At 68.1% G+C, this 8,222-nt stretch carries 4 protein-coding genes and 1 pseudogene; 2 read left to right on the forward strand and 3 right to left on the reverse strand.

Features of this window, described 5'->3' with window-relative positions; genetic code table 11:
• Together BGN97_RS14095 and BGN97_RS14100 are read left to right on the forward strand one after the other, a co-directional pair.
• Positions 1-367: pseudogene (locus BGN97_RS14095) on the forward strand (hypothetical protein); the annotation flags it as partial.
• 116 nt (positions 368-483) lie between these two features.
• Positions 484-981 carry a hypothetical protein gene (locus BGN97_RS14100; RefSeq protein WP_292702767.1) on the forward strand — a complete coding sequence of 166 codons (498 nt, stop codon included), beginning with the start codon at positions 484-486 and terminating at the stop codon, positions 979-981.
• Positions 982-1,005: 24 nt separating this feature from the next.
• On the opposite strand, the gene BGN97_RS14105 is transcribed toward BGN97_RS14100, so the two are convergent.
• The 3 genes from BGN97_RS14105 to pulA all read right to left on the reverse strand — a co-directional run.
• Positions 1,006-1,758 carry an AraC family transcriptional regulator gene (locus tag BGN97_RS14105; protein WP_292702769.1) on the reverse strand — a complete coding sequence of 251 codons (753 nt, stop codon included), beginning with the start codon at positions 1,756-1,758 and terminating at the stop codon, positions 1,006-1,008.
• Positions 1,759-2,089: 331 nt separating this feature from the next.
• Positions 2,090-2,221, reverse strand: a complete 132-nt coding sequence (locus BGN97_RS14110) for a hypothetical protein (protein WP_292702771.1) — start codon at positions 2,219-2,221, stop codon at positions 2,090-2,092.
• Between the two features lie 42 nt (positions 2,222-2,263).
• Positions 2,264-8,222: pullulanase-type alpha-1,6-glucosidase (gene pulA / locus BGN97_RS14115; protein WP_292702773.1), on the reverse strand; the 5,959-nt coding region annotated here is incomplete at its 5' end.

Genomic DNA, 8,222 nt, shown 5'->3' on the forward strand with positions numbered 1-8,222 from the left:
GCACGAGAGCGGCCGTGTGTTCGGTGCCGTTGTCGAACTCGACCAGCCTCTCTCCCCTGGTGCATCAGTCCTGCTCGAGACCGAAGTGGAGTTCTCTGCCGATGGACCACCGGTTCGCGAAACCGGCCACGGAGTGGGCCGCGCCATTCGCGAGCTGCTGATCTGGGTCAGATTCGCCCCTGATGCTCATCCGGAGTGGTGCAACGTCGTCGAAGATCTTCCGGATCAACCGCTGTCGGTGCGGCCGCTTCCGGTCGGCCGCGGTGGTGCAGTGCATGTGGTCCGTGGCCCGTTCGGCCCCGGCGCACTCGGCGTGCACTGGGGCGCGAGCGCAGTGGCACCCGGAACTCCGTTCGCCACGGGCTGAGTCGCCGGCGCGGATTGTCCCTCACCACCACTGGAATGTCCGCTGTTCCTCCTGCTCGCCAAGCGGCCCCGAGCCATTCGGGTTGGATTGAATCAACAGCTATCCGAAAGGCCCTCATGTCTTCTGACATCACAGATTCCGAGTTCGCCAAGAACACGAACTCGATCTCCCGACGCGTCGTCGTCAAGTCCGCCGCATGGTCCGTTCCCGTCATCGCGATGGCGACCGCAGTGCCCTTTGCCGCAGCTTCCGAGGTGCCGCCGCCGGCCACGTTCTGGTTCACGGGTGCGACGGTGTCCGTCGTCAGCGGAAACACCACCAAGTACACGCTCGAAGGCCAGGATCCGAACGCTGACCCTGCTTCCCTCCCCAACGGATCCACGATCCGAATCGTCCCCGAAGCGGGCGTCACGATCACGCCGGTCTCCGTTGCCGGTGCCGTCGCGACGGTCAACTCCGACGGCTCGGTGCTCTACACCATCGTCGGTGACGACGTGACTCTGGTGGATGTGCGGTTCCGCCCGCAGGGTCCGAGCGGATCCGGCTACAGCATCATCACCACGGTGCCGAACGTGGACCCCTTCGCAGAGACCATCGACGTCACCCTGCGCTGAGTCGTCCTCCACGCAGCACGGAACTCACAGAGGGCGGGCAGAATCCACAGGGAGCTGCCCGCCCTCGTCGTTCCCGCCCGCCTGACGACGTCCGATCGCGATCATCATGCGCTGAACAGAACGGAATCCCGAGGCTCGCGCGACTTCTGCGGATGGCGTCGACTCCATCGCGACGAGTGCGGCGTCGACGCGCCTGGCCTCCAGCTCACGTCGAGGCGTGGTCCCCTGATCCGCGAACAGACGGTGCAAGTGCGACTTCGACAGAGAAAGATCGGCGCGGAGATCGGCGACGCCGTACTCGGGGTCGCTGAAGTTCTCGTCGATCAATCGATACGCCCGATCGATCAGCCCTGTCGAGGACTCTGACCCGATCGCACGGCCGGACCCTGCGCGCTCCAGCACAGTCAGAAGCAGCTGCGTGAATGCCGCGCCGATCCCACCCGACGACACCGAGGACGGATGTCCGCCGAGCGAGGGCTCGTGGCTGACCAGCGTATTGGTCATCGCCGCGATCAGCTCCCAGTGCAGTTCGTCCACAGCTATGGGGGTGAGCAGCCGAAGATGTCTCGAAAGCGAGAGCGCAGGTGAATCGAGCACCCATTCGAAACGAGCCCAGGGCGTGTTCGACTCGACCCGCATCTCGTGCTCCGCCTCGGCGATCATGAGCTGACGCCTGCCCACGACGAGGGCACGTCGACGTGAGGTGATCGTCCCGCGCCCTTCGACACCCACGATCACATGAAGCTCACGTGCGTTGGCTGCGGGCGTGTGCACCATGCTCCCGGCCGTCCACAAGCGCCCGGCCGTCCAGCCACGACCTGCGGTCGCCTCTGCCTCGAACCCCGGCATCAATCCCGGGCGCGGCCGCCACCCGAGATCACCCAGGATGTCATCGCGCGCACGGGGTTCTGTAGTCATATTCAACGGGTGGACATCCAGGAGCAGACAGTGCATCCGTGCGCCGATCGCGCCGACAATGCACAGGTTCTCGACAGGGGAACAACATCGATGGTCGACCGGAACAGGCGATAGGAACCGCCCCGCCGCCCGCGACCCGATCCAACATATTGCGACTCGCCCACGGCAACGGCGCGTCGGCTGATGACCTTCACGCACGTGATCTCCGGTACGTGAAGACCGGCTGCGAGCGCGCCGGCTCGCCCCGCCCGTCGTGGACCACGACGATCGGCTGCGCCTCAGCGGCCTTGGCGAACAGCGGAAGCAGAAGGGCGGGATCCATCCGCAGTGGATGGATCCCGCCCTTTCAGCGCTGTGCCGGAAGTCAGACCTCCAGCCTGTCGGCTTCCCGCCGCCTGCGGCGCAGCAGAACCAGCGCCGCGCCCAGCAGGAGCAGAACCACGGCCGCCGTCGCGATTCCCGCGGGCCACGTCGCTCCTGTGCTCGCCAGCGAGCCCTTCGCGACCACCGTCAGCGTGGAGCGCAGCGGCACCCGCCCCTCGGAGGTCACCACCAGAGTGTGCGTTCCCACCGCGAAGTCGTCGGGGATGGCCACGTCGAAGCGCACCGTCCCCGATGCGTCCGCCGCGGGGATGCCCCGAATCGCCAGCGGGGTGCTGTGCAGCACGGCCGAGACCTGCTCACCGCTCTCGAGACCGCGGACGGTCACCGACACAGTACCGCCCTGCTCCACCGCGTCAGCGGACAACGAGAGAGTCGCGTTCTTCTCGTCGGGGTCGACCCCGGGCTGGGAACCGTGGTCCTGCTGTGCCTCCACCAGCACCGCCACAGAACGGGCGGGCACGGAGACCGTGCCGGTCGCGGCATCCCAGGTGGTGGTCTTCACCACGGCATCCGAACCCTTCGCCTGCGCGGGAGTCAGAGCGAAGTCGCGCCCGGCGAGACCGGTGACGGTCTGCGTGACCGGGTTCGGCGAGGCGTTGAACACGACCAGGGCGCCGTCGAGCTCGGGATCGACGTCCTTCCCGGCGAGATCGTCGATCTGCATCAGGATCACGCCCGGCGCGGCATCCGCCCCGCCGCCCGGGAAGCTGACCTTCCGCCGGATCAGATCGGCGGAGCCCAGCCGGAGCAGGCCGACCTCGTTGCGCACGCGCAGCAGATCGAGAGCGGATGCCTCGGCCGCGGCGATGTCGGATGCCTTCGGCTTGAGCGCCGGGTTCTGCAGCAGCGGGGCCATGATGTCCCACTTGCCCTGGTTGTCGGCCGCCATCGGCAGGCCGGAGCCGAAGGTCGACTCCTTGCCGGTCCAGTCGATGCGGTTGAACCAGTCGCCGGAGTTGAAGCTGTTGCGATCCAGCGACTTCGAGCGCAGCAGCTCGGTGCCCGCCTGCCAGAACGACGGCGACTGCGACAGGGTGACCGTGGCCAGCTCGACCGTGTTCATGCGCACGCGGTCGGCCATCGAGGTGCTGACCGGCAGCTTGAACACCGACAGGTCGTACAGCGTCTCGTTGTCGTGCGCGTCGACGTAGTTGATCACCTCGTCAGGCTGGTCGGCGTAACCCGCGTGCTGACCGTTGTAGTCGATGTCCTTGCCCGCGGTCTTCTTGCCGTCACTGGTGGTGAACGCGAAGTCGCGCAGGTTGCCGGCCAGGCCCAGCTTCACCAGGTCGGTGTCGTGGCCGAGAGTCGCGAGCTGCTGGGCCGCGCTTCCATTGATGGGGTCGCCGTTCGGATCGGTCGCCAGCCCGGTGCCGAAGCCCTGCACGAACGTGGAATCGCCGTCGACCGGGCTGCCGCCGTGCACGGCGTCGCGCAGGCGGTCGTTGAAGGTGCCGATGCCGGTACCGCTGAGCTGCCCCTGCGTCGCCTGCTCGAACAGGGCGTTGTCCGCGACCTCGCCGAAGTTCCAGCCCTCGCCGTACAGGTAGATGGACTTGCCGTCGACGCCGTCCTTCTTCAAGGTCAGGGCGTCCAGCGCCTTGCGCACCTGCTTCATGTTCTCGGCGGAGTGGTGGCCCATCAGATCGAACCGGAACCCGTCGACTCGGTATCCACGCGCCCACGTGACCACCGAGTCGACCATCACCTTCTGCGCCATCAGATGCTCGGTCGCCACGTTCTGGCAGCAGGTGGACGTCTCCACGGCGCCCGCCGCGTTGAGACGCTGGTAGTACCCGGGCACGACGCGGTCGAGCACGCTGCTGTCGGCCTGACCCGACGTCGTGGTGTGGTTGAAGACCTGGTCGAGCACCACCTGCAGCCCCATGCCGTGCAGGGCGCCCACCATCGAGCGGAACTCGGCGGTGCGTGCGCCGCCCTCCGGGTTCACCGCGTACGAGCCCTCCGGCGTCGAGAAGTGGTACGGGTCGTAACCCCAGTTGAAGCCGTCCTGATCTGCGACGGCAGCGATGCACGCCTGCTGTGCGGTGTCGGCCGGGCCGTACGAGGCCAGGTCGCAGTCCGGCTGCGCCTGCTTTCCGCGGTCCTCCTCGATCGTGGTCAGATCGAAGGACGGCAGCAGGTGCACGGTGTTGATGCCGGCATCCGCCAGCTGACGCAGCTGCTTCGTGCCCGCGCTGTCACGGGTGAAGGCCAGGTACGTGCCGCGCTCGGCCTCGGGGACCGTGTCGTCGCCGATCGAGAAGTCGCGGATGTGCAGCTCGTAGATCGCGCGGTCGACGGGCTTGTCGATCACGGGGCTCTTCGTCGTCCTCCACGCCTTCGGCTGGAACGCCTTGTCCTTCAGGTCGACCGCCACCGAACGCTCCGAGTTCAGCGTGAGCGCGACCGAGTACGGGTCGGTGACCCGGTTGGTCTCGATCTTCCCGGTGGTCGGCGCGTACACGACGACCTCCCACAGGTACTCGGCGCCCTTGAGCGCCTTCTTGCCCTTCACGGTCCAGACGCCGGATGCCGCGTCATAGGCCGCCTTGTGGCGCGTGGGCTCCGCGTCGGATGCCGCACCATCGGCCCAGGTGAGCAGTGTCGCGCTCTGCGCGGTGGGCGCCCACAGCCGGAACGTCGGGTTGACCCCATGGAAGGTCACGCCGAGCTCGGCGTCGGCCGCGTTCGCCGCGTACAGATCGTCGAGCACGCCCGGGATCTGCACGCCGGTGTATGCGGTGAGCGCACCGGCGGTGTCGCTCTGCGCGACGGCCAGCTGCGTGCGCAGCAGCGCCGGCACATCGGCATCCGCCGGCACCTTCAGCGCCAGGTACCCGGCGAGCGCGGGGAAGCGCTTCTTCTGGGCATCCGTCAGCCCGCCGTCGATGACGGTGAGGTCGACCGCGTCGCCGCCGGTGACCTGACCGTCGGTCACGGCCAGGGAGGCGTCGGATGCCGAGTGCAGCCGGTACGCGGCCCTGTCCGTCTGCCCGAGATTCGCCGGCCAGGCGATGGTGTCGCGATCGATCCACTGGGCGCGCTGCTCCCCCGTGCCGGGCAGCGGGGCGTCGTCGCTCGCGACCTCGAGCACGTGCGTGGCGAGGGTGTAGCGGAACGTGGTGACCTTGCCCTCGGTGGCGCTGAAGGAGATGTTCACGCCGTCGCGGGCGCCGTCGGCGCCGTAGTTCTCGGCCCAGCTCAGGCCGTGTGCGACCTTGAGCTCGTAGGCGCCGGTCGGCAGCTTCGAGGTGGAGAACTCGTAGACGCCGTCACGGTCACCGTCGGCCATCAGAGTCGCCAGGCAGTCCGGCATCCAGTCACCGGCGCAGCCGAGCTCGTCCTGCAGGGAGCCGGGGAGCGTCACGATCGGCCCCTCGGCCGAGGACTGCACGATGTTCGTGCGCGGATCGAAGTAGAACGAGATCGGCCCGCCCTTGTGGCTGACGGTGACGTTCGGTCCGTCGGCGACGCCGTTCGCACCGTAGTTGACCGTCCAGCTGCCGTCGATCGCGGCCTTGTACTCGTAGTCGCCCGCGGGCAGGTCGAAGGTGCCCGCCCACACGCCGTCGCTGCGGAGCGTGAGCTTCGCCTTCTCGCACGCCGGGTCCCAGTCGCCGGCGCAGCCCATCTCGGAGTTCAGGCTGCCGGGCACGGTGACCATCTCGATGGGCGACTCCGGCTGCTCCTCCCCCGCGTCTAGCGAGACGGCGTTGCCGACGGAGGCGTAGGTGGACGCGGCGGCGTGGTGGCCGGCGGCATCCGTGGTCACCGCTCGGTACTCGACCAGGGTGCCCTTCTTCAGCCCGCGGATGTCGTGGAAGACGCGCGGGTCGGTGTCCTCCGCGGTGCCGAGCGCGTGCCACTCGTCGGAGCCCACGACCCTCCAGGAGAAGCTGGTCTGCGCCCACTGGTCGGCGATGGTGGCCTGCACCGCGGACTGGCCGGAGACTCCGGCGCCCGCAGCCGGGACGGAGACCGTGACCGGTGCGGCCTCGGCGGGAGCGGAGACCGGGGCATCCGCCTTCCACACGACGGCCGACAGGGCCGGCACGGTGATGGAGGTCTTGGCGCCGGCATCCGTGGTGATCGCCTTGCCGTCACCGTACTGCACGGCGTAGGACGCATCGGCGGTGAGCGTGGTGAGGTCGACGGTCTGCGCGCTGGTGGCGTTGTTCACCGCGACGAGGTACTCCACCTTGTCGGCCGCGTCGACTCGCGAGAAGGCGTAGACCCCGGCGCCGGATGCCGCATAGCGCTCGATCTGGGCGCCGTCGTGCAGCGCCGGGATGCCGGCGCGCAGCTTCGCCAGTGCGGAGATCTGCTCGTACAGCGGAGCGGCGGTGTCGTAGCGATCGACGGATCCGGCCTGCTCGCCGGTGATCAGCTTCTGGTTCGCGTAGTCGGCCACCTGCGTCGCGAACAGGGGCTGACGGGCGTCCTTGTCGCCGCCGGGGCCCGCGAAGCCCTGCTCGTCGCCGTAGTAGACGACCGGCTGCCCGCGGGTGAGGAACATCAGCTCGTTGGCCAGCTCGGTGCGCTGCAGCGGGGCATCCGTGTTCCGCAGGAACGACCCGACGCGGCCCATGTCGTGGTTGCCGAGGAACGTCGGCAGGGCGGTCGAGCTGGAGTCGGGCGTCGTGTAGCGGTCATCCCCCGCGAACAGGCTCTGCAAGCCCTTGGCGGAGTTGCCGGAGGCGTAGCTGACGGCCGAGGACTGGAAGGTGAAGTCCAGCACCGAGCTCATGTCGGTGTCGCGGATGTACGGGGCGAGCTTGACCGGGTCGGCGTCGTACACCTCGCCGAACATGAAGAAGTCCTTCTTGCCCTGCGCGTGCGCGTAGTCGATGACCTTCGTCGACCAGGTCTTCCAGAAGTCGAAGTTCACGTGCTTCACGGTGTCGATGCGGAAGCCGTCGATGCCGAGGTCGATCCAGTCCTGGTACACCTTCACGAAGCCGTCCACGACGCGCGGGTTCTCGGTCATCAGGTCGTCGAGGCCGTCGAAGTCGCCGTAGGTGACGGACTCGCCCGTCCAGGTCGAGTTGCCGCGGTTGTGGTACAGCGTCGGGTCGTTCAGCCAGGCGGGCGTCTTGGCATCCTTGTCCGCGTCGGCGATGACCGGGGTGTACGGGAAGCTCGTGGACGGGTCGAGCGTCGGGAAGCCGTCGGTACCGGCGTAGTCGGCGGGGTCGAAGGCCTTGCCCTCGGCGTCCTTGTACGGGCTGGTCGCCTGGTCGATGTAGGAGTACTGCTTCTGCGCGTAGTCGATGACGTCGGCGGTGTGGTTCGTGATGATGTCGAAGTACACCTTGATGCCGCGCGCGTGCGCGTCGGCGATCAGCGACTCGAGCTCGGCGTTGGTGCCCAGGTGCGGGTCGATGCGGGTGAAGTCGGTCACCCAGTAGCCGTGATATCCGGCGCTGGCGTTGTCGCCGGTGCCCTGCACGGGCTTGTTGGCGAAGCTGGGGGTCAGCCAGATGGCGGTGGTGCCGAGGCCGTCGATGTAGTCGAGCCGATCGCGCAGGCCCTTCAGGTCGCCGCCCTGGTAGAAGCCCTTGTTCGTGGGGTCGAAGCCGGTGGTCAGGCGGTCGCCGGTGAGCCCGCCGGTGTCGTTGGAGGTGTCGCCGTTCGCGAACCGGTCGGTCATCACGAAGTAGAACTGCTCCTCGGAGCCGGGCTGGCGCACCGGCTTCGCGATCAGGGCGTCGTCGTCGGCGGTGTACCCCTCGCGCAGGCCGGTGGCCTGCACGCCGACGCGCTTGAGGTTGTCGTCGAAGGTGAAGCGCAGGGTCGCGGGGCCGGCGACCGTGAGCGGGATGTTGTCGCCACCGCCGTCGAGGCCGTAGGCCTCGTCCCAGGTGTCGTTCAGCGCGACCTTGTACTCGTAGCTGCCGGCGGGCACCGTGAACTCGGCGGAGTAGATGCCGGCGGCG

This window comes from Microbacterium sp. 69-10 (genome assembly GCF_001897945.1).
Classification (GTDB): domain Bacteria; phylum Actinomycetota; class Actinomycetes; order Actinomycetales; family Microbacteriaceae; genus Microbacterium.

Excerpts from the sequence above, each read along its gene's own strand:
- BGN97_RS14100 (WP_292702767.1), top strand. The coding sequence starts at position 484 with ATGTCTTCTGACATCACAGATTCCGAGTTCGCCAAGAACACGAACTCG.
- BGN97_RS14105 (WP_292702769.1), bottom strand. The coding sequence starts at position 1,758 with ATGGTGCACACGCCCGCAGCCAACGCACGTGAGCTTCATGTGATCGTG.
- BGN97_RS14110 (WP_292702771.1), bottom strand. The coding sequence starts at position 2,221 with ATGGATCCCGCCCTTCTGCTTCCGCTGTTCGCCAAGGCCGCTGAGGCG.